The 20,630-nt window shown below is 35.6% G+C and carries 14 protein-coding genes; 11 read left to right on the forward strand and 3 right to left on the reverse strand.

The window, feature by feature from the left end; genetic code table 11:
• Nucleotides 1-8: 8 nt before the first annotated feature.
• Nucleotides 9-554 (reverse strand): DUF2911 domain-containing protein, encoded by a 546-nt coding sequence (locus K5R64_RS16605; RefSeq protein WP_220765030.1) that lies wholly within the window; start codon nt 552-554, stop codon nt 9-11.
• Between the two features lie 181 nt (nt 555-735).
• Here K5R64_RS16605 and K5R64_RS16610 point away from each other — a divergent pair, with 181 nt between their 5' ends.
• From K5R64_RS16610 to gatB/aspS, 4 genes are all read left to right on the forward strand, one after another.
• Entirely contained in the window at nt 736-1,185 is a 450-nt protein-coding gene (locus tag K5R64_RS16610; RefSeq protein WP_220765031.1) for a hypothetical protein, read from the forward strand.
• 238 nt (nt 1,186-1,423) lie between these two features.
• Entirely contained in the window at nt 1,424-1,681 is a 258-nt protein-coding gene (locus K5R64_RS16615) for an aspartyl/glutamyl-tRNA amidotransferase subunit C (RefSeq protein ID WP_255580411.1), read from the forward strand.
• Between the two features lie 2 nt (nt 1,682-1,683).
• Complete coding sequence (locus tag K5R64_RS16620) at nt 1,684-3,081, forward strand: amidase (protein ID WP_220765033.1); 1,398 nt, start codon at nt 1,684-1,686, stop codon at nt 3,079-3,081.
• Entirely contained in the window at nt 3,081-6,413 is a 3,333-nt protein-coding gene (gene gatB/aspS, locus K5R64_RS16625; protein WP_220765034.1) for a bifunctional amidotransferase subunit GatB/aspartate--tRNA ligase AspS, read from the forward strand. Before K5R64_RS16620 ends, gatB/aspS begins: the two co-directional genes overlap by 1 nt.
• A gap of 173 nt (nt 6,414-6,586) precedes the next feature.
• Here the strand turns inward: gatB/aspS and K5R64_RS16630 are convergent, their stop codons facing one another.
• Nucleotides 6,587-7,045 carry an RNA methyltransferase gene (locus tag K5R64_RS16630; protein WP_220765036.1) on the reverse strand — a complete coding sequence of 153 codons (459 nt, stop codon included), beginning with the start codon at nt 7,043-7,045 and terminating at the stop codon, nt 6,587-6,589.
• A 642-nt stretch (nt 7,046-7,687) separates the two neighbouring features.
• Here K5R64_RS16630 and gyrB point away from each other — a divergent pair.
• The 6 genes from gyrB to lpdA all read left to right on the forward strand — a co-directional run bounded on the left by gyrB (nt 7,688) and on the right by lpdA (nt 18,643).
• Nucleotides 7,688-9,628, forward strand: coding sequence for a DNA topoisomerase (ATP-hydrolyzing) subunit B (gene gyrB, locus K5R64_RS16635; RefSeq protein WP_220765038.1), 1,941 nt, complete (start codon nt 7,688-7,690; stop codon nt 9,626-9,628).
• Nucleotides 9,629-9,697: 69 nt separating this feature from the next.
• Entirely contained in the window at nt 9,698-10,633 is a 936-nt protein-coding gene (gene mdh / locus K5R64_RS16640; RefSeq protein WP_220765041.1) for a malate dehydrogenase, read from the forward strand.
• A 224-nt stretch (nt 10,634-10,857) separates the two neighbouring features.
• The gene (secDF, locus tag K5R64_RS16645; RefSeq protein WP_220765043.1) at nt 10,858-13,830 is read left to right on the forward strand and encodes a protein translocase subunit SecDF; all 2,973 of its coding nucleotides are present in this window, start codon (nt 10,858-10,860) and stop codon (nt 13,828-13,830) included.
• 239 nt (nt 13,831-14,069) lie between these two features.
• The gene (locus K5R64_RS16650) at nt 14,070-16,304 is read left to right on the forward strand and encodes a T9SS type B sorting domain-containing protein (RefSeq protein ID WP_220765045.1); all 2,235 of its coding nucleotides are present in this window, start codon (nt 14,070-14,072) and stop codon (nt 16,302-16,304) included.
• A gap of 133 nt (nt 16,305-16,437) precedes the next feature.
• Entirely contained in the window at nt 16,438-17,049 is a 612-nt protein-coding gene (locus K5R64_RS16655) for an alpha-ketoglutarate-dependent dioxygenase AlkB (RefSeq protein ID WP_220765164.1), read from the forward strand.
• A 190-nt stretch (nt 17,050-17,239) separates the two neighbouring features.
• Nucleotides 17,240-18,643, forward strand: coding sequence for a dihydrolipoyl dehydrogenase (gene lpdA / locus K5R64_RS16660; RefSeq protein ID WP_220765047.1), 1,404 nt, complete (start codon nt 17,240-17,242; stop codon nt 18,641-18,643).
• An 82-nt stretch (nt 18,644-18,725) separates the two neighbouring features.
• On the opposite strand, the gene K5R64_RS16665 is transcribed toward lpdA, so the two are convergent.
• Nucleotides 18,726-19,106 (reverse strand): DoxX family membrane protein, encoded by a 381-nt coding sequence (locus K5R64_RS16665; protein ID WP_220765049.1) that lies wholly within the window; start codon nt 19,104-19,106, stop codon nt 18,726-18,728.
• Between the two features lie 209 nt (nt 19,107-19,315).
• Here K5R64_RS16665 and K5R64_RS16670 point away from each other — a divergent pair, with 209 nt between their 5' ends.
• Nucleotides 19,316-20,602 (forward strand): anthranilate synthase component I family protein, encoded by a 1,287-nt coding sequence (locus K5R64_RS16670; RefSeq protein WP_220765050.1) that lies wholly within the window; start codon nt 19,316-19,318, stop codon nt 20,600-20,602.
• Nucleotides 20,603-20,630: the final 28 nt, after the last annotated feature.

Below are 20,630 nucleotides of genomic sequence, written 5' to 3' on the forward strand. Positions count from 1 at the left end.
TATAATGGTTATTCTGTGAAAGGAATCGCAATACGAGTTTTATCCCATCCTAAGTTTAAAATTATACCATTGTCAGCTTTAGTAAAAACCATAGAAAGTGCTTCTAAGGAATCTTCGGCTTGAGTAACTGGCACGACAAGTCGGGCAATGTCGTTTTCGGTTTTGTAGGAGTAAGCACCCCAAACATTGGTGTCTTTGTTGATGATGATGGTGTAATTGTCTTTTTCAGGAATGGTAAATAATGAATAAGTGCCCGCTTTTATTTTAGTTTTTCCCAAATACATATCTTTATAAAAAGTGATTTCATTGGCTTCGTTGGCTCCCGTTCGCCATACTTTACCATTAGGAGCTAATTCATTCAAGGTACGCCCTTTTAATTGTGGTCTGCTATAATATATTTTTATCGTTTTAGTAGCTTCTTTATTGCTATTAGGATAAGCAGTGACATCCATAGGGCTTTTGTCTAAAGGTGGAAATTTTTGCGCCTCAGCATTTGAGGAAAAAAGAAGAGTTAATCCAAAAGTGATTGTTGTGATTAATGTAGTTGTTTTCATAAAAGGGAATTAATTGATTAAAGGTTAAATTTATCGAATGTCATTCGGATAACGGTAAAATTTGGTGTTAAAATTTTAAAATGAATCTAATGGCATAATAGAATAAAAGTCTAAATTTGTTTTAAGGCATTGTAATTTGTAGTGTCTTGGCAACTAAGAACCTTAGCTCTTCAAAAAACAGATGACTTTCAAACTAAAAATCCACCAGCATTATTTACGACTAGTACAAGATAGAATCGATGTTTTCAGAGATATGATTTCGGGATTGACGGAAGATTCTAAAAATGATGCCAAAGGTTCCGCAGGTGATAAGCACGAAACGGCTTTGTCTATGATGCACTTGGAGCAAGAAAAGCTAAATACCAAATTAGCCGAAGTGCTTCATCAAAAAGCAGTTCTGGATAAAATAAATCCAGAGATTTGCTCAGAAATTATTTCTTTAGGAAGTTTGGTTAAGGCAAATGGGATTTATTTGTACTTGTCTTTGGCTTTGCCAAAAATAAATATCGATGGCGTGAATGTTATTGCGTTATCACCTCAATCTCCTTTAGGTAATAAGTTAATGGGGAATACAGTAGGATTTGGTTTTGAGATTAATGGAACGAAGTATTTGATTGAGAGTGTTGAGTAAAAAATCAATCAAAATCTATGTTGCTTGCATCTGTGTCTTCCGCGTCCCAATAATAAAGTGTTTTAAAACAATACTTAAAAGGATATACTTTTTCATCAATTATGATTTTCATAATCCTCTTTTTATATCCAAACCTATCGAAATCATTACTAAAAAATAGGATTCCCTAAAAAAAACTTTTGTAAATTCGCGACCTTAAAAGTTTACTATAAAACGAAATTAAATTATGAGTAAAATTATGACAGTCGACATTTTGTCGAGTATTAAGGGAGCACAGCCATCGGAAAGCGTGAACAAATTATTTGATGTGATAAAAAATGCACATCCGTCAAATGATAATTCCTTACATAATACCAATCGTAATTGTGTGTCTGTTAGTGATTTAAGAGAGGATGTGGTGGTGGAAAGTTCGGCTATAGAGAAACAAATTATTTTAGAAAACTTCCCGAACAAGAAAAATGGATTTTTAGTGGTTGCTAAAGTTATAGAAGGATAAAAATGGATTCTCAGATAAAAAAAATACACCAGCAATTGGTGTCTAAACAAATTACTTGTACGGCTTTGGTACAAGAAAAATTAGACTTACTTAAAGAAAATAAATACAACTCAGTCAATTCTTTATTAGATAGTTTAGCGCTAGAATTGGCGGCTAAAGTAGATGCTAAAATAGCAAGTGGAGAAACAATCGGTTTGTTAGAAGGAATTCCGTTTGGGATTAAAGATGTGTACATGGTGCAAGGAACGTACACCACTGCAAGTTCTGAGTTGTTAACAAAATATAAATCACCTTACACGGCTACTGCTATTCAAAAATTATTGGATGCGGGTGCGATTCCGTTGGTGAAAGAAAACTGCGATAGTTTTGGTCACGGTTCGTCTAGTGAAAATACCATTTTTGGAGCGGTGAAAAACGCTATCAATCCAGAATTGGTTGCTGGAGGTTCAAGTGGAGGTTCTGCGGTAAACGTAGCCAAAGATTACACGGTTTTTTCTATTGGAGGTGATACGGGAGGTTCGATTCGTCAGCCTGCAGGTTATAATGATATTTACGGATTCAAACCTACTTATGGAAGGATTTCACGATACGGATTGATGGCTTATGCATCTTCTACAGATTGCGTGGGACCTTTAGCAAAATCAATCGAAGATATCCGCATTGTATTGAACGTGATGAGCGGAAAAGATCCAAAAGATCAAACTTCTATCACTTCAAACGAAATTAGTGAAGAAGCAATTGCAACTTCAAAAGTGAAAACGGTTGGTTATTTCAAAAACTTTATCGAAAGTGAAGCGATTGATGCCCAAGTAAAAGCGGATTTCTTGGCGAGTATCGAAAAAATTAAAGCGAAAGGAATTGCTGTAAAAGAATTAGATTTCTTTAAATCGGATATTTTAGTTTCGACTTATTATACCTTGGCAATGGCGGAAACCGCTTCGAATTTATCACGTCTCGACGGAACCAATTACGGAAACCGAATTGAAGGAGAAAATTTGATAGACACCTATGCGGTGACTCGTTCTGAAAACTTTTCAGAAGAAACCAAACGTAGAATCGTAGGGGGGAACCAAGTATTGTCTCAAGGTTTTTCTGATGCCATTTATTTAAAAGGATTGGGGGTAAGAGACCAAATTTCGGAGAATTTTAGTAAAGATTTTGAAGAGGTAGATATCGTTTTATCTCCAGTGACACCAAGTACGCCTCCTAAAATTGGAGATAGTTTGAAGGATCCGTTGGCGATGTACTTGTCAGATGCTTATACTGTTGGTTTCAGTTTAGGGCAATTGCCAACTTTAACCGTGCCACAAGGAACAAGTACTGGGCTTCAAATTACAGCAGCAAAAAATAATGATGAATTAGTATTGCAATTTGCAAACTTCTTAAAAGATACACTATAATGGAATTGGAACAATTAAATGAAGCTTTAAAAGCTCATGATTTAGAATTGGTAATCGGACTTGAAACGCACGTTCGATTGAATACCAAAACCAAGTTGTTTTGTTCTTGTCCTAACCAAGAAATAGAAACACCTAATCAAAATATATGTTCCGTTTGTACAGGACAAATGGGCGTTTTACCTGCCGTAAATAAAGAAGCAATTACCAAGGCGATTTATTTTGGTAAAGCGGTAGAATCATCCTTTAGTAATGAAGTGATTTCATGGGATAGAAAGCATTACGAATATCCAGATAACCCAAAAAATATTCAAATAACACAGTTTCATAATCCAATCATTCCTGATGGACAGGTGTCTTGTTATAGAAATGACGGTTCGCAATTTACGGTAAACCTAACACAGGTTCATATCGAGGAAGATGCAGCGAAATTGATGCACGAAAAGAAAATTTCGTTAGTCGATTTTAATAAAGCTGGGGTTCCTCTTATTGAAATTGTAACCGAACCTTGTATTCGCAATATCGAAGACGCTTCAACCTATGCGCAATACATTCAACGTATTGTTCAGAATTTAGGAATCTCTGAAGCTAATTTGGAAAAAGGAGAATTCAAATCGGATGTTTCGGTTTCCTTGCGTAAAATTAATTCGAATGTTTTGAACCCAAGAACCGAAATCAAAAACTTGAACTCGTTTAAGTTTATGGTCGAAGCTTTGAAAGAAGAGGTCGAAAAACAATTCAATTATTACGAAGAACATAAAGAATTCAGACCTGACCAAACCACGGTTTTATGGGATGCTGATTTGAAGCAAACCAAAACGATGCGTAAAAAAGAGTTCGAAGCCGATTACCGTTTTATTTCGGAGCCTGATTTACCGTTTGTAAATATCAAATCGGAAATTGAAGCCATTACAGTGGATACTGCAGCTTTACCTTTTGCAGTAGAATCTATTTTGATTGGCGGTGGTGTTTTGCCACAAGATGCGAAGTTTTTCACTGCTGATGCCTTGCGTTCTAGGACTTTTGTTTCTTTGAATAATGCCATAAATGATCCTTCGTTTGTTGCAAAAACACTTACCAATACTATTAAAGCAGAAGATTATGATAAAATTCATAATATCGAGCATTTAATAACCATTTTTGTGTTGTTTAAAGCAGAAAAGATTACGGCAGTTTTAGTTCAAAATGCGATTGCAGGTTATTTGAAAGATCAAAATTTTGATTATAATAAATACTTCGCAGAAAACACCATTTCTGAAGATAAAATCCAAGAAGTAATAGAAAAAGTACTTTCAGAAAATGAGGCTGTGGCCAATGATATCAAAGCAGGTGACCAAGGAAAAGCAGGAATTTTGGTTGGAAAAGTTTTAGGAATCATCGGGAAAGGAGCGAATGGAAAGGTCATCCGTCAAATTATTTTAGATAAATTAGGAGCAGCAGCGGTATTAGAAAAAGCTGCCGCTTCTGAAAAAGCTTCAAAAGAGATAACATTTGAAAATAAAGAAATTCAAGAAGAATCCCTTCCTGAAATTCCTATCATTATAAAAGATACGTACCGAACACATAAAATTTCGCAATTATCAGAAACCAACATCAATGATGAAGTGTTGTTGTCAGGTTGGGTTGCGAGTGTTCGTGACCACGGAGATTTGATGTTTATCGATTTGCGTGATTCGAGTTATGAAATCTTCCAAGTGAATATTAGTAGAGAAACGTTTCCTAATATCGATGAGTTGGTAAAATTGAAACCAGAATCTGTGATTTCGGTAAAAGGAATTGTGATTGGTCGTAACGAAGACGATTACAATGCAGGTTTACGTACCGGTAAAATCGAATTAAAAGCATCTGAATTAGAGGTGTTAAACTTGTCTAAAACCTTGCCTTTTGAGATTAAAAGAGCGGCCAAAACCAATGAGGCAACTCGTTTTCAATACAAGTTTTTGGATCACAGAAATGAAGAGGTTCGTAGAGCGATTGTTAACCGTCATAAAGTAATTAAGTTATTGCGTGACATTCTTGATGAAGAAGAGTTTTTAGAAATAGAAACACCAATTTTGAGTGCCGGAACGGATGAAGGAGCCCGTGAATTTATTGTGCCTACTCGTAAAGGGGTAGGGATGTTTTATACACTACCACAAGCACCACAACAGTTCAAGCAGATGTTGATGGTGAGTGGGTATGAGAAGTATTTCCAAATTGCACGTTGTTTTAGAGATGAGGATTCTCGTGGAGATCGTCAGCCTGAATTTACGCAGCTGGATATGGAAATGGCGTATGCTAGCATGCAACAAATTATCGATTTGAACACCAAAATGTTCAATGAAATTGTAACTAAAATTTATGGTAAAAAATGGATTTTACATCCGTTTGAAATCATAACTTATAAAGACGCGATGGATTTCTACGGTTGTGACCGTCCTGATTTGCGTTACGGTTTAAAAATGCAAGACATTACCGAAATCGTAAAAGATACCACTTTCCAAGTTTTCTCTAAACCAATTGAAGAAGGTGGAATCGTAAAATGTATCAAAGTTTCGACTGCAGAGCAAGGAAATAAACGTATGTCGAAAGGACAAATTGAAGCGTTGACTGCTGTAGCACAACAACATGGTTTGGGTGGATTGGCTTACATCATTGTAAATGAAGGCGAATTGCAATCGCCTATTATTAAGTTCTTAGGTGAAGAAATCGCAGCTGGAATAATCAAAGCTACAGATGCGCAAGTAGGTGATATTGTATTCTTCTCGGCGGCAGATTATGCAACGGCTAACAAAGCCTTAGATGCTGTTCGTCAAGAAATGGGTAGAATGTTGAACTTGATTAATCCGAAAGAATTGCGTCCGGCTTGGGTAGTTGATTTCCCAATGTTTGAAAGAACCGATGAGGGAAGATGGACATTTACACACAATCCATTCTCGATGCCTGCGATTTATGATTTAGAGAAACACATGAAAGGAGACGATGACGAAATCGGAACCATCATTGCGCAACAATACGATATTATCTTAAACGGGTATGAAATAGGTGGAGGTTCTGTTCGTGCGCACAAATCAGAAATCTTAGAAGCAACCTATAGAAATATGGGGTACAACAAAGAAGAAATGATGAAGAGTGTTGGAACGATGTACAAAGCCTTCCAATACGGAGCACCACCACACGGAGGAATTGCATGGGGAATTGACCGTTTAATGATGATTTTAGAGAAAAAAGCTTCGATTCGTGAGGTAATGGCGTTTCCTAAAACAGGTTCTAGTGAAGATTTATTATTCGGAGCACCATCGATTTTATCAGATAAAAAGGTAGAAGAAATGAATGTGAAGATTATGAGAAAGTAGATTTCTCAAATTTTATAAATTAAAGTAAAAACGGATTCGTACTGAAGAGTATGAATCCGCTTTTTTTATTGTGTAAAAATGATTTGTAATACTGTTTTTATGAAACTAGTTTTTAGCCACGAATTCACGAATTAATTCATTAGAAAATCAATTCGTGATTTCGTGGCTAAAAATTAAGACCTAGGTTTATTAAGCCCTCTATCATAAAGCACAATCGTCCCTGCAACCGATACATTCAAGCTCTTGGTAGATTTGAATTTTACCAAATGATGACATTTGGCAATAGCTTGTTTTGAAAGTCCGTTGTCTTCGGCACCTAATAAATAAACGCAGCGTCTTGGGTGTTCGAAAGTTTCTAAATCTTCGGCTCTTTCGTCAAGTTCAACACCAACTAAGCGAGCACCTTTCGGTAAGTTTTTGAAGAAATCTTCAAAATTCTCATAATGGAAATACGGCATCGATTTTACAGCATTCTCAGTGTCACAGGCTTGTTTGGCATAGCGGTTACCGATGGTAAAAATAAAGCTAGCGCCAAGGTTTTGTGCTGAGCGCCATAGTACGCCTAAGTTTTCAGGAGTTTTGCCGTTTTGGATTCCGATTCCGAAAAATTCATTTACAAAGTTGTCATTCATGGGGCAAAAGTACAAACTGTTGGTAGTATTTTCAATTTTTTGATGCTCTGTGCTGACTTTTAGATTTTTGGTTCATTCAAAAATGTCACGGGTTTATCATGATTTATGCTGATTTTAAACACTAGATTGTATTTGTGTTGTATGTAATTGAGTGTTATTTGGTTTTTAAAACTCCGCTAGGAGTGACCTTTTTGTAGCAAAAGATATTTTAGGATTTTTTTAGCTCCGGAGGAGCGGGCTGTTTTTTAATCGGTATTTTGGGAAACGACAAAGTTTTAAAAAATATTCGGGTGCATTTGTAATTGATGTTGTTATTTGCAGGGACATGCGTGAGGGATAGGAGCAATCCGCCATAGCGGAGCGGATAGCCCGACAGCATTAAGTAAAGGGGCTTAATAAACGAAACCAAAAGTTAGCCCCTTTGCTTAATGGTGGCACGCCCAAATAAAAAAAAATAATTTTAAGGATGACGATTTTAAAGGAGAAAAGGGTATTGTTTTTTGTCGTTATGGCTGATTTTTCTATCGAAATTCACATTATTTGTTGATAACTTAAATCGTTAAAACAGTATTTAAGTCGTGTTCTAATTTCTGTTTTTATATATTTGCGTGTTAGACAAAAAATACAATTAGAATAGAACATATGAGCGAAGAAATCAAGAGTAATTATTCAGCAGATAGTATTCAGGCATTAGAAGGAATGGAGCACGTAAGAATGCGTCCTTCCATGTATATAGGTGATGTAGGGGTTCGTGGACTTCATCATTTGGTGTACGAGGTTGTAGATAACTCGATAGATGAGGCCATGGGAGGTCATTGTGATACGATTAGTGTGTCTATTAATGAAGATGGTTCTATTACAGTAGAAGATAATGGTCGTGGTATTCCAGTTGGAATTCATAAAAAAGAAGGAGTTTCTGCGCTAGAGGTTGTAATGACTAAAATTGGTGCAGGAGGTAAATTTGATAAGGATTCTTATAAGGTTTCTGGAGGTTTGCACGGGGTTGGTGTATCGTGTGTAAATGCTTTATCTACGCATTTGACAGCAACCGTTCATAGTAGCGACGGTAAAATTTACCAACAAGAATACGAACGTGGAAAAGCATTGTATCCAGTTAAACAAATTGGTGATACGACTAAAAGAGGTACAATTGTAACCTTTTATCCAGATCCAACTATTTTTACTCAGACTACGGAGTATTCGTATGATACTTTGTCAGCACGTATGCGTGAATTGGCGTTCTTGAACAAAGGAATTACTATTACTTTTACAGATAAAAGAGAGAAAGATAAAGATGGTAATTTTGTAGGTGAGGTGTTTCATTCTACAGAAGGATTAAAAGAATACATTCGTTATTTAGATGGAAACCGTGAACCAATCATCGGTCATGTGATTTCGATGGATAATGATAAAGGGGAAATTCCAGTTGAGGTAGCCTTGATCTACAATACGAGTTACGGAGAGAATATTTTCTCTTATGTTAATAATATCAATACACACGAAGGAGGGACCCATTTGCAAGGTTTTAGGAGTGGTTTAACAAGAACGCTAAAGAAATATGCGGATGCTTCTGGAATGTTGGATAAATTAAAATTTGAAATTACAGGAGACGATTTCCGTGAGGGATTGACTGCTATTATTTCTGTAAAAGTAGCAGAGCCACAATTTGAGGGACAAACGAAGACTAAACTTGGAAACAGGGAAGTGGTTTCTCCGGTAAGTCAGGCGGTGGCAGAAATGCTAGAAATTTATTTGGAAGAAAATCCAAATGATGCTCGAATTATTATTCAAAAAGTGATTTTGGCAGCACAAGCACGTCATGCGGCTAAGAAGGCTCGTGAAATGGTACAACGCAAAACCGTAATGGGTGGTGGCGGATTACCAGGAAAATTATCTGATTGTTCTGAGCAAGATCCTGCAAAATGCGAAGTGTATCTTGTCGAGGGAGACTCGGCAGGTGGTACGGCTAAGCAAGGACGTGACCGTAACTTCCAAGCTATTTTGCCCTTACGTGGTAAGATTTTGAATGTGGAAAAAGCGATGCACCATAAGGTTTTTGAAAACGAAGAGATTCGAAATATTTTTACAGCTTTAGGCGTGACTATCGGAACAGAGGAAGATAGTAAAGCGTTGAATATCTCTAAATTGCGTTACCATAAAATTATTATTATGTGTGATGCCGATGTCGATGGTAGCCATATCTCTACTTTGATTCTGACGTTCTTCTTTAGATTCATGAAAGAATTGATTGAGGAAGGACATGTTTATATTGCTGCACCACCATTGTATTTGGTGAAAAAAGGGAATAAAAAAGAATATGCTTGGAATGATGTGCAACGTGATCAGGCCAACGAAAGAATGGGAGGTAGTGCTGCAATTCAACGTTATAAAGGTTTAGGAGAGATGAACGCGGAGCAATTGTGGGAAACAACAATGGATCCTAATTATAGAACATTACGTCAGGTAACTATCGAAAGTTTGGCAGAAGCGGATAGGGTGTTTTCTATGTTAATGGGGGACGAAGTACCGCCGCGTAGAGACTTTATCGAAAAAAATGCAGTTTATGCAAATATTGATGCTTAATTTATTAAATTAGGCCAACCGTTTGTTTATAGCGGTTAGTCATTAATTAACAAATTAAACTCAAAAAGTATGAAGGTATCAATTATAGGTGCAGGAAACGTAGGAGCCACTTGTGCAGATGTTATTTCGTATCGAGGAATAGCAAGTGAAGTAGTATTGTTGGATATTAAAGAAGGTTTTGCTGAAGGGAAAGCTTTAGATATTATGCAATGTGCTACAGATACAGGTTTTAACACTCGAGTAATAGGGATAACTAATGATTATTCTAAAACGGCGAATAGTGATGTCGTAGTGGTGACTTCCGGAATTCCAAGAAAACCAGGAATGACACGCGAAGAATTGATAGGTATTAATGCAGGGATAGTTAAATCCGTTGTAGAAAATGTTTTGAAGTATTCTCCGCAAACCATCATTGTAATGGTTTCTAATCCTATGGATACCATGACTTATTTGGCCTTAAAATCAACAGGTTTACCAAAAAATAGAATTATTGGTATGGGTGGGATTTTGGACAGTTCTCGATTTAGAACCTATCTTTCATTAGCTCTTGATAAACCTGCTAATGATGTTTCAGGGATGGTTATTGGGGGACATGGTGATACTACGATGATTCCTTTAACTCGTTTGGCTGCTTATAATGGAATACCAGTTTCGCAATTCTTGTCAGAAGAAGTGTTACAAAAAGTAGCTGCTGATACAATGGTAGGAGGAGCAACGCTAACAAAATTATTAGGAACTTCGGCATGGTATGCTCCTGGCGCTTCGGTGGCTTTTTTAGTAGATAGTATTTTGAATAATCAACGAAAAATGATTGCTTGTTCGGTCTATGTTGAAGGAGAATATGAGCAAAATGATATTTGTATTGGTGTTCCGTGTATCATAGGTAAAAATGGTGTCGAAGAAATTATTGATATCAAATTAAACGATGCCGAAAAAGCCTTGTTTGCTAAAAGTGCTGACGCAGTAAGGTCTATGAATGATGCTTTGAAGGCAATTTTAAGTTAATAAAAATCCCATTTGAGGGTAAAGACTGCACTTTTGCAGTCTTTTTTTTGAGATTAATCGAAAAATAAATTGGTTAGTCTGAACCAGAATTATATATTTGCTCGTTTTATTAAAATAATTCAAATCTAGGGGTTTGATTTTCTAGTTGAAAGCTAAAATATAGACAGGGAATTAACGCAGAAACAAAAACAAAATAAATATAAAATAATTAATTTTTAGTAATAATGCAGAATAAAGGACTTATTAAATTTTTTGCAATTCTATTTGCATTGGTAAGTATTTACCAGCTCTCTTTCACTTTTGTTTCCAATAAAATTAAAGATGATGCTAAAGCTTTTTCAGGAGGAGATCCAGATAAAGAATTGAGATATTTAGATTCTATAGGGAAAGAAAAAGTGTTCAATTTAGGATTTGCTGATTTTACCTTTGATGAGGTAAAAGACAAACAAATTAATAAAGGTCTTGACTTAGAAGGAGGTATTAATGTTATTTTACAAATCTCTGTTAAGGATATTTTGAAAGGGTTATCAAATAACTCAAAAAATCCAGTTTTCAACAAGTCTTTAGCGGATGCTACTGCTAATCAAAAAGGAAATCAAACATATATTGATGCTTTCTTTGAAGCTTTTGCTGCAAATTCTAAAGGGACTGTAAAGTTAGCTTCTCCAGATATTTTTGCCAATCGTTCTTTACAAGGTGAAGGTGGTGTTGATTTTCAAATGTCAGATGCTGAGGTTCAAAAAGTAATCAGAAGAAAAGTTGACGAATCTGTAGAAAGTGCTTTTGGAGTACTTAGAAAACGTATCGATAAATTTGGTGTAACACAACCGAATATTCAAAAATTAGGAGAATCAGGACGTATCTTGGTGGAATTGCCAGGTGCTAAAGATGTAGATAGAATCAAAAAATTATTACAAAGTACGGCTCAATTAGAGTTTTGGGAAACATATAAGATTGATGAATTAGGTAATTTCTTGGTTGCAGCAAACGAGGCATTAAAGAAAACTGAGGTTACTAAAGTTGAAGCTAAAAAGACTGTTAAAGATTCTTTGAGTGCATTGTTGACAGATACCAAAGATTCATTAGATTCAAAAAAAGGAAACAATCCTTTATTTGATAAAATGGTATCTCAAGGAGGTGGTCCTGTTTTAGGTTTGTTTGCTCCTAAAGATACTGCAGTAGTAAATGGCTATTTAAAAAGAGCTGACATCAGAGTTTTACTAGCTCCAGAATTCCGTTATGCTAAATTTGTTTGGGGTAAAGCGACTCAAATGAAAGATGCAAAAGACAAAAGCATTGAAGCAGTTGAATTATATGCTTTAAGAGGAAATAGAGATGATGTTGCTGCCATGAGTGGTGGTGTGGTTACAGGGGCTAATCCTTCATTTGATCAATTGGGAAAACCATCTGTTTCTATTGAAATGAATGGTCAAGGTGCTAAAATCTGGGAAGAGTTAACAGGTAGAGCTTTTACTCAAAAATCAAATATTGCTATTGTTCTTGACGATATTGTTTATTCAGCTCCAGGAGTATCTAGTGGGCCTATTGCAGGTGGAAGATCAGAAATTTCAGGAAGTTTTACTTTAGATGAATCTACTGATTTAGCAAATGTATTAAGAGCGGGTAAATTACCAGCAGCTGCGGATATTGTACAGTCTGAAGTGGTAGGACCATCATTAGGTCAAGAAGCGATTGATAACGGAACGACTTCTGCGATTGTAGGATTGCTTATCGTGTCATTGTGGATGATGGTATATTATGGAAGAGCGGGTTGGTATGCTAATGTTGCTTTAGCAGTAAACTTATTGTTTCTTTTTGGAATTTTAGCAAGTTTAGGTGCTGTTTTGACATTGCCTGGTATTGCGGGTATCGTGTTAACAATGGGTACAGCTGTTGACGCTAACATCATTATTTACGAAAGAGCAAAAGAAGAGTTAAGAGCAGGGAAAACACTGGAGGAAGCAATTAAAACTTCCTATAGTTGGAGAGGAGCAATGTCTTCTATTACTGATGCCAATGTTACACATATTTTGACAGGAGCAGTTTTGTTTATTTTTGGTTCAGGACCTATTAAAGGTTTTGCTACAACCTTATTAATTGGTATCGCTACTTCATTGTTTACATCTATTTTTATCGCAAGAATCTTTTTGGATAGAAATTTAAGATCGAAAAATGATTTGACTTTCGTTACTAAATTCTCAGAAAAAATATTTAATAATTTCAATTTTGATTTCCTCGGAATGAAAAAATGGACGTATATGTTTTCTGCTGTAGTGGTAGTAGTGAGTGTGGTTTCTTTAGCGACTAATGGATTGGATCAAGGGGTTGATTTTGTTGGAGGAAGAACATTCCAAATACGTTTTGAAAAATCTGTTGACCCGGAAGTGGTAAAAGACGAATTAACTAAAGTTTTTGGTAGTGCTGAGGCAAAGGTTTTTGGTAACGACAACCAGTTAAAAGTAACTACTAAATATAAAGTTCAAGAGCACGGTATTCAAGCAGATGAAGAAGTAAATAAATTATTATTTGAAAACTTGAAACATCATTATTCGGCTGGTTTAACTTATGATAAGTTTGTTAATGCTTATGATGGTAAAAATGTAGGGATTCTACAAGCTTCAAAAGTTGGGCCTACAGTTGCTGAAGATATCAAGACAAATGCATATTGGGCTGTTTTGGGAGCGATGTTGTTAGTGTTCTTGTACTTAATGGTAAGTTTTAGAAAATGGCAATACAGTTTGGGTGCTATCACAGCAGTAGCGCATGACGTTATTTTTGTATTAGGTATCTATTCTTTATGCTATAAGTTCATGCCATTTGGTATGGAGATTGACCAACATTTTATTGCGGCAATCTTGACGGTAATTGGATATTCAATGAATGATACCGTAATTGTATTTGACAGGGTTCGTGAGTTCTTAGCAGGTAAAACCAAAGGGAATTTTTCTGAGATTGTAAATCAATCTATTAATACAACGATGTCAAGAACAATCAACACGTCATTAACTATGATTGTTGTATTGTTAATCATGTTTGTATTTGGTGGAGAATCTATTAGAGGATTTATTTTTGCCATGCTTGTGGGTATTGTTGTTGGTACGTATTCTTCATTGTTTATTGCAACTCCAGTATTAGTGGATACAATTTCAAGAGAAGATAAAACAACTGTTGAAAAACAGCATGAAGCGGCAGCTTAATTTAAATTTTATATAAATATTAAAGACCCAGCATTTGTTGGGTCTTTTTTTTTACCGTTGGAGTTTTTTATACTTATCTTTTTTTATTGAAAAAGTCTTTTTTGTTGGATTGGATTAAAAAAATACCTTTTAACGATATTTTAAGATTTTAATTTTATTAAATGACCATATTTCTTATATTTACTTATTATTGAACTAATGGGAGTCATCACTCATGTTCAAACTAAAAATTTTGTATAATGAAAAAAAATACTAAGTCATTTTATTTTCTTTTTTTAGTTGTATTTTTTTTAAATACAAATCTTTATGCCAATAACTTTACCGAAAGGTATGATAGGTCGTGTTATGTTTTAATTGATTTTATTTGTTTTACTGATTTTGAAATTTTAGCACCACCGCCACCTCCTCCTACTGTGAATTCACCCATATATTATTGTCAAAATAGTCCCGCAAGTCCATTAACTGCAACACCATCGGCAGGAAATACTTTAAGATGGTACACAACCCCAACAGGAGGTACATTTTCTACTACTGCACCAACTCCTTCAACAGCTACGGTAGGTTCAACTTCCTATTATGTGAGTGAAACCGATGGTGTTACTGAAAGTTCTAGAGTCCAAATAGTGGTGAATGTGGTAGCGGATAATGGTTCTTCAATAATTGGCTTAACATGTGATCCAACACAAATTACTGCTCCTTCGACAAGATATAATGCTGTATTTTTTGATTGGACAAATACAATTGGCTTACCGAATCAATATACTTATTTTTATACCGTTGATGGCGGTACACCAGTAAATGGAACCACTGGGCCTACTAATTTACAAGTAACTGGATTAACACCAGGACAAGCGGTTACTTTAACTGTATGGCATACCACTTACCCTTGTGATCGTTCGGTAATTACATGTACTGTGCCTTGTGATCCTGCTACTACACCCGTTCCAAATTTTGCACCTATTGCATCTATTTGTCAAGGAGGAACAGCACCAGTTTTACAGCCTACATCGCCAAATGGGATTTCAGGAACATGGTCACCAGCTGTAATCAATACTACAACTCCAGGAACGACCAATTATGTTTTTACCCCTAATCCTGCGGCACATCCTTGTGCTACAACACAAACGTTACCTGTTACAATTAGTCCTACTGTTACTATGTCGTTTACATCTATTCCAGCTACCGTTTGTCAAGGAGCAACCTATAATTTGCCTACAAGTTCTAATAATACACCGCCCGTAACTGGTACATGGAGTCCATCGACAGTTAGTACAGCTACATTAGGCTCTACGAATTATACTTTTACAGCTAATCCTGGACAATGTACTTCTGCCCCAAACTATACAACTACAATTACAGTTATACCAAATAATGTTACACCAACTTTTACTGCAGTAGGTCCAATTTGTTCTGGTGATGTGATAGCTCCATTGCCTACAACTTCCAATGAGGGTATCACTGGGACCTGGACACCAGCATTGAATAATACTACGACTACAAACTATACTTTTACACCCAATCCCGGACAGTGTGCCTTGAGTACTACGATGACAATCACCGTAAATAATAAAGTGACACCTACATTCACTGCAGTAGCACCTATATGTTCGGGAGATGCATTAAGTCCTTTGCCAACTACTTCTAACAATAGTATTAGTGGTACTTGGTCACCAGTTTTAGATAATACCAAAACAACTACTTATACTTTTACTCCAAATACAGGCCAATGTGCCAATTTGGCTAGTTTGACTATTATAGTGAATCCAATTATTGAACCTGATTTTAAATCGGTGCCCCCTGTTGTATGTGAAGGAGCGGGTGATTATATTTTGCCAACTTCCTCTGAAAATAATCCATCTATTACGGGAACATGGTCGCCTTCTTTTGTAGATAGTGGAATAACAGGGACGCTAAATTACACCTTTACACCCGATGCTGGTTTCTGTGCTAGTACAGTTTCGATTCCTATAACGGTTAAGCCATCTAATACGTTAGTTGATTTTCAGTGGACGGTAACTGAAGCTTTTGCCGAAAATCAAATAATAACGATAAATGCTTCTGCTCCTGGGGATTATTTATACCAACTTGATTTTGGGCCTTTACAGTCAAGTCCCGTTTTTGAACGTGTTTCTTATGGACTTCATTCGGTTACAGTAGTTGACCCAGATGGTTGTAGTGCTTCTATAACTAAATCTGATATTTTGGTAGTTAATTTTCCTAGATATTTTACTCCCAACGGAGATGGTTATAATGATACCTGGAATATTGAGACATTGAAAGATGACCTAACGGCTAAAATCCGAATTTTTGATCGTTATGGTAAATTTTTAGTTGAAATAAAACCAACAGGCAATGGTTGGAATGGTATGTACAACAACAATCCTCTACCTGCTACGGATTATTGGTTTGTTATAGATTATATTGAAGATAGTACTGCAAAAACTTTTCGTTCTCATTTTTCTTTAAAACGTTAATTTTAAAAGTATGGCTGTTTCAAAGTTTTCCTAAAAAACATTTTGGATAGCACGGTAAGTTAGACTTAATTAATAAAAGGAAAGCAGTTTTTTGTGGCTTGAATAGGGATTGCTTTTAAATACAAATCGAATGTTGGACTTATTTAACCCTGATGTAAATCCTCAAAACAATCTTTTACCCAAAGATGGTACTGTGAATTATTATGGATTTTTGTTTACTCAACAAGAAGCAACTCAATATTTGCAATTGTTACTAAACGAAATTGACTGGAAACATGATGAGGCCTTTATTATGGGGAAATTAATCGTCACAAAACGAAAAGTTGCTTGGTATGGAGATTCTTGTTTTGAGTACACGTATTCTAATCGAACCAAAAGAGCCACGCTTTGGTCACCTTTATTACAAGTTCTTAAAAAAAGAGTAGAAGAAGTAACGGGGCAAACATTCAATTCTTGTTTACTTAATTTGTATCATTCAGGTGAAGAAGGAATGGGATGGCATAGTGATGCTGAAAAGGATTTGAAAAAAAATGGTGCCATTGCTTCTTTGAGTTTTGGAGCAACACGTAAATTTGTATTTAAACATAAAGTTACAAAGGAAACAGTAACCATACTATTAGAATCGGGTAGTTTGTTAGTAATGAAAGATGAAACACAAACCTATTGGCTTCATAGCTTGCCCGTTTCCAAAAAAGTGATCCTTCCAAGAATAAATTTGACTTTTAGAATGATAGAAAAATTATGAAGGTCAAGTATGGAGCTATTAGCGGGTAATTGATACATAAAGTAGACAATGAGAGTCCACATACCTCTTAATTAGTGTCCTTCTTATTCTATTTTTCTTAACAAAAAAGCTCAAACTTTGAAGTTTAAACAAAACTTAATTCCTTAATTTTGTAATCGCAATTATTAATACACATTTTAAAAAATATACTATGAGTTCATTTGACGTAGTCATCATTGGTTCAGGACCAGGCGGATATGTATCAGCTATTCGTTGTGCACAATTGGGGTTTAAAACAGCAATTATCGAAAAATATTCAACTCTTGGAGGTACTTGTTTAAATGTGGGATGTATTCCTTCAAAAGCATTATTATCTTCATCACATCATTATGCAGAAATCAAGCATTTTGAAGACCACGGAATTGAACTTTCGGGAGATGTTAAAGTGAACTTAGAAAAAATGATTGCTCGCAAACAAGCGGTAGTAGATCAAACTTCAGGGGGGATCAACTATTTAATGGAAAAAAATAATGTTACTGTTTTCAATGGATTGGGGTCGTTTGTGGATGCTACTCATATAGCTATTGCTAAAGCTGATGGCTCATCTGAAACAATTGAAGCTAAAAATACAATCATCGCAACAGGTTCTAAACCATCCTCGTTGCCATTTATTAAAATTGATAAAGAAAGAATTATCACTTCAACAGAAGCTTTGGCTTTAAAAGAAGTTCCTAAGCACCTAGTTATTATAGGAGGTGGAGTTATCGGAATCGAATTAGGGCAAGTGTATTTACGTTTAGGAGCTCAAGTTTCTGTAGTAGAATTTATGGATAGAATTATTCCTGGAATGGATGGCTCTTTATCTAAAGAGTTAACCAAAGTGCTGAAAAAACAAGGAATGAAATTCTACACGTCTCACAAAGTACAGTCTGTTGAAAGAGCAGGGGATGTGGTGACTGTTAAGGCAGAAAATGCCAAAGGAGAAATCGTAACTTTAGAGGGAGATTATTCATTAGTTTCTGTTGGTCGTCGTCCTTATACGGATGGTTTGAACGCTGAAAATGCAGGAGTTAAAATTTCTGAAAGAGGTCAAATCGAAGTTAATGATCATTTACAAACATCAGCTTCAAATATTTATGCTATTGGTGATGTAGTACGTGGCGCAATGTTGGCTCATAAGGCGGAAGAAGAAGGCGTTATGGTAGCTGAAATTTTAGCAGGTCAAAAACCTCATATCGATTACAATTTAATCCCTGGAGTGGTTTATACTTGGCCAGAAGTTGCGGCAGTAGGTCAAACAGAAGAACAGTTAAAAGCAGCTGGAGTTGCGTATAAATCAGGAAGTTTCCCATTCAAAGCGTTAGGACGTGCTAGAGCAAGTGCTGATTTGGATGGTTTTGTAAAAATATTAGCTGATGCTAAAACTGATGAAGTATTAGGAGTACACATGATTGGGGCTAGAACTGCAGATTTAATTGCTGAAGCGGTAGTTGCAATGGAATACAAAGCTTCTGCTGAAGATATTTCAAGAATGTCACATGCTCACCCAACTTTCTCTGAAGCTATCAAAGAAGCGGCATTGGCTGCAACTGAAAATAGAGCGTTACACGTATAAAATATTGGTTTTTAATTTTTTATAAACCCTGTTCTCCTTTCAGAACAGGGTTTTTTTATATCTTCAAAAGATTAGTAGTCATTTATTCGTTCATAATAAATAATCCTTTGTAGTTTTTCCAGTGTGAAATGATTAGGAATATATTGCCACCAAATGCAAAAAGACCAAGTGGAAGATTTTCAGGAGTTAGAAAATAGTTGATTAATAAGATGTTAAGGGATACAGGCAAAATGACTAAATTAGCCAAGGTGACAAATTTTCCTGAGACAAAAGCGATTCCGCATAGCAATTCAGTAAGTTTTGCTAATGGAATTAAATAAGTCGAAGCAATTAATCCTACTTGAAAAGCTTTGAAATCTCCAGTGGTAACGGGTTCAGGATTCAAATGAAAAAAATAACTTATTGAAGTATAAAGGAACAAAAGCCCTAACATTGTACGAATGATAAGCGTTGCAATTTTCATAATATAGCGGTTTATGGGTTACAATGTACATTAACAAAATATCCTATCGGCTTCCATCAATTATAAAATGCGGTAGTGGTTTTAAAGTATAATCGTATTAAAGCCAGTACGTTATTGTAAATTTACAAAAAAATCAACGGTTTTTTCGTAATTTGACTCATTATAAGGTGATTTTTTGTTGTAATTTTGAGTTTTAAAGCAAAAATCAATTGAGATTAATAGTAAAAAAGACAATTACCGACCTGAAATTGTTTAAAAAACAGCTTTTGAATTGGTCGCAACGTTACCGCGAAATTACATTTTTAGACAGTAATGATTATCCGCAAGAATACTCTTCGTATGATTGTGTACTTGCCGTTGATGCTTTTACCTCATTAAAAACAGATTACCATAATGCTTTTGAAGATTTAAAACAGTATCAACAAACGACACGGGATTGGTTGTTTGGTTATTTGTCCTATGATCTAAAAAATGATACGGAGGATTTAGTGTCTCAAAATTTTGATGGCTTGGAATTCCCAGATTTGTTTTTCTTTCAACCCAAAAAGCTGTTTTTGATTCAAGGAACTACTGTCGAAATTCAGTATTTGCATTTTTGTGATGACGAACTCGAAGAAGATTTTTTGGAGATTACTGCTATCAAACCCATCGAAACGGAAGGACACACCGCTTTGATGATTCAGCAGCGAATTTCTAAAGAAGCGTATTTGGATAAAGCCAAAAAGATTTTGAATCATGTTCATGTAGGAGATATCTATGAGGCCAATTTTTGTATGGAGTTTTATGCTGAAGCGGCACAGATAAATCCGTGGGTTACTTATACCAAACTCAATCAAATATCAAAACCTCCTTTTTCAGTTTTTTTTAAAAATCATAAGAATTTTTTATTGTCGGCTTCACCAGAGCGCTATTTAAAAAAAGAAGGAGAACAAATCATTTCGCAACCCATAAAAGGGACTGCTAAACGTTTTGAAGAGGCAGTTGCCGACGAAACGTCTAAACAAAATCTTAAAACGAATCCTAAAGAACGTGCAGAAAACATCATGATTACTGATTTGGTACGTAATGATTTATCTCATACGGCACAACGCGGTTCTGTTCAGGTGACGGCATTGTGTGAGATAAAAAGTTTTTTACAAGTACACCAAATGATTACTACTATTACTTCTAAGTTAGACCCTAAATTTTCGATTGTAGATGCTATTCGGTTTAGTTTTCCCATGGGGAGCATGACAGGTGCTCCTAAAATTTCAGCGATGAAAATTATGGAATCTTTGGAAGAAACCAAACGAGGGTTGTATAGTGGAGCAGTGGGGTATTTTACACCTGAGGGTGATTTTGATTTTAATGTGGTGATTCGAAGTATTTTGTATAATCAAGATAAAAAATACGTTTCTTTTTCTGTAGGAAGTGCCATTACGGCTTTATCTATTCCTGAAAATGAATACGAGGAATGTTTGCTTAAAGCCAAAGCCATGCGGGAAGTCTTGAGTTAGTGTTTCTAAGGATTAGTAAATAGTGATA

The organism is Flavobacterium sp. UMI-01, assembly GCF_019656315.1.
In the GTDB taxonomy this organism is placed as follows: domain Bacteria; phylum Bacteroidota; class Bacteroidia; order Flavobacteriales; family Flavobacteriaceae; genus Flavobacterium.